This window comes from Capnocytophaga sp. oral taxon 329 str. F0087, from assembly GCF_000213295.2.
In the GTDB taxonomy this organism is placed as follows: Bacteria; Bacteroidota; Bacteroidia; order Flavobacteriales; family Flavobacteriaceae; genus Capnocytophaga; species Capnocytophaga leadbetteri_A.
On sequence record NZ_KN390081.1, the window covers coordinates 1 to 1,974 of the forward strand.

At 36.6% G+C, this 1,974-nt stretch carries 5 protein-coding genes and 1 pseudogene; all 6 read right to left on the minus strand.

Annotation, left to right across the window (positions count from 1 at the left end):
* Window positions 1-238, minus strand: a 238-nt coding sequence (locus tag HMPREF9074_RS12745) for an RHS repeat-associated core domain-containing protein (protein ID WP_304413021.1), incomplete at its 3' end; no start/stop codon positions are given.
* Between the two features lie 18 nt (window positions 239-256).
* Window positions 257-403 carry a hypothetical protein gene (locus tag HMPREF9074_RS12750; RefSeq protein ID WP_009388887.1) on the minus strand — a complete coding sequence of 49 codons (147 nt, stop codon included), beginning with the start codon at window positions 401-403 and terminating at the stop codon, window positions 257-259.
* Between the two features lie 252 nt (window positions 404-655).
* Window positions 656-1,000, minus strand: a complete 345-nt coding sequence (locus tag HMPREF9074_RS11350; protein WP_009388886.1) for a hypothetical protein — start codon at window positions 998-1,000, stop codon at window positions 656-658.
* Window positions 997-1,269, minus strand: a complete 273-nt coding sequence (locus HMPREF9074_RS11355) for a hypothetical protein (RefSeq protein WP_009388885.1) — start codon at window positions 1,267-1,269, stop codon at window positions 997-999. The genes HMPREF9074_RS11350 and HMPREF9074_RS11355 overlap by 4 nt, the downstream gene beginning before the upstream one ends.
* A 54-nt stretch (window positions 1,270-1,323) precedes the next feature.
* Window positions 1,324-1,752, minus strand: a complete 429-nt coding sequence (locus HMPREF9074_RS11360; RefSeq protein ID WP_155846583.1) for a hypothetical protein — start codon at window positions 1,750-1,752, stop codon at window positions 1,324-1,326.
* A pseudogene (locus HMPREF9074_RS12755) lies at window positions 1,689-1,974 on the minus strand (glycine zipper 2TM domain-containing protein); the annotation flags it as partial. The gene HMPREF9074_RS11360 and the pseudogene HMPREF9074_RS12755, both read right to left, overlap by 64 nt.

Here is a 1,974-nt window from a genome sequence, read left to right on the forward strand (position 1 = left end):
AACTTCCCCAAGACCAAGAGTCGTTAATAGCAGCACTTACCGCATAACTTGAAGCACCTATAATAGCACCAATAATAACTGCTGCCCAGAAAAACTCCCCATTAGGGTCAGTATAGAGTAATGGGTTATTCAAGCAATAGCCATATCTATTAAAGTTTTGGGTGTTAAAAGGGTCTTGTACAAAGTTATCGGGTTGTAAGAAACGGTGTAGCGCAGGGTCGTACAACCGTCCGTTCATATGTGCCAAGCCTACCGTTTATAGGTGTTCGTGTCCTGTAAAGCCTCGGTCTAATAGGGTGAGTTTGTCTAAGGTATTGCCTGAGCCGTCTGCTATTTTTATGGGTTGCCCCCAAGGGTCAAAGTGTCTGCGCTCGGCTATATTGCCGTCCTCATCGGTGAGCATTATAATGCTTCCGAGATAGTCGCGGTGTAGGTAATAGAGTTTTTGGCTTTTTCTAATTCAGCATTACCGTAATAACAGTGTGAACGTTTGCCAAAGGCGTTGTATATTCAAGAGAAAATAAATTTTATCATTCTTTACATTTCTTCTTTTCTTTCATTATTTGGCACCCGTACTTGATATGTATTATTTAGGTAAAAGATATAATCGTACTTTTCGTATCCTTCAAAAATAGTTGTTATGTTCATAATTTTTTTAAATATTCTCACATTCTAAAGCTTTTACATAATCATTTACTTTTTTCTTAGTTATATCTCCATTTATTTCAGGATTAGCTAACTCAAAAATAAATTCTTGTATCAGCGAAGGAATTTCTATATCATCTCTACATTCTACCAGATTAGCCCACTCTTCTAATTCATCAGTTGATATCTCCCCTTTGATATATTTTGTTAAAACAAAAATCATAGATTGTGTATCTATTTTAACAATAGGAGACACACTATCCCAAGAATATTTAGAAAGTTCTTTTTTTATATCTTGGGTTTTACCTCTTAAAAGAATTAAGTCTAAAAGTAACTGTTTCCTATCTGTCATCATAATTTTGATTTTACGTGAATAATATCTCCTTGTGGTGAAAATGTTGTTTTTATCATTCTTAATGTTTCTCCTTGTGGACTCACTATTTTTTCATATAGAGCTGTAGAACCAGGAACTTTACCTGGGGATATAGTTTGAAATAAATAATTTCCATCATCTAAAACTCTCCAAGTAGCATTTGTTTTAGAATTTGCAGGTATCTTACTTATAAACCTCTTAAAGTTGTTTCTAACCTCTCCTTGTAAACTATTAATATCTGTATTCCCCATTCTTAGAAGTCTAATTCCTCCATCAGGTGTTTCAATAGGGATTAGTTTAGGCTGTTAAAGATCTAAAACCGAATTTGTTGTTGGAGTATTTAATTCTAAATTTCCTGTTATATTATTCTCAGCATCTAAATGAATATTTATGGGAGCTCCTTCTAAGGTTTGAACAGGTTGTATTTCTCGTCCTGTCCAAATATTATGTCCTTTAGGGGTGGTAAGAACTCCTGTAGCTCCTCCTACAAAACCAGACAAAGCTCCCCAACCAGCACTACTCCAAAACTTCCCATTCCCTCCGGGTAATAACGACATAAAACCACCACTTATTGCTCCTCCTACGAATCCACTAGCTGCTCCTACAGCTGCTCCTCCTACTATTCCACCAGTAATTCCATAAGTAGCTAATCCTGTTGCCGCTAATCCTCCTACATAAGTACAGCTGCTCCTGAGACTCCGCCTATCAGAGCTCCTCCACCTATACCAAGCCAAGTATTTTTGCTACTATAATCCCACCTAAAAGGATTGTATGTACCATTGGCTTGAGAACCTCCTATATAAGCACCTACTACAGCGCCTACTATAGCACCTACTATGATAGCTGTTATAATAAATTCTCCATTCTCATCTACATATACCAGTGGGTTATTCAAGCAATAGCCATATCTATTAAAGTTTTGGGTGTTAAAAGGGTCTTGTACGTAGTTATCGGGT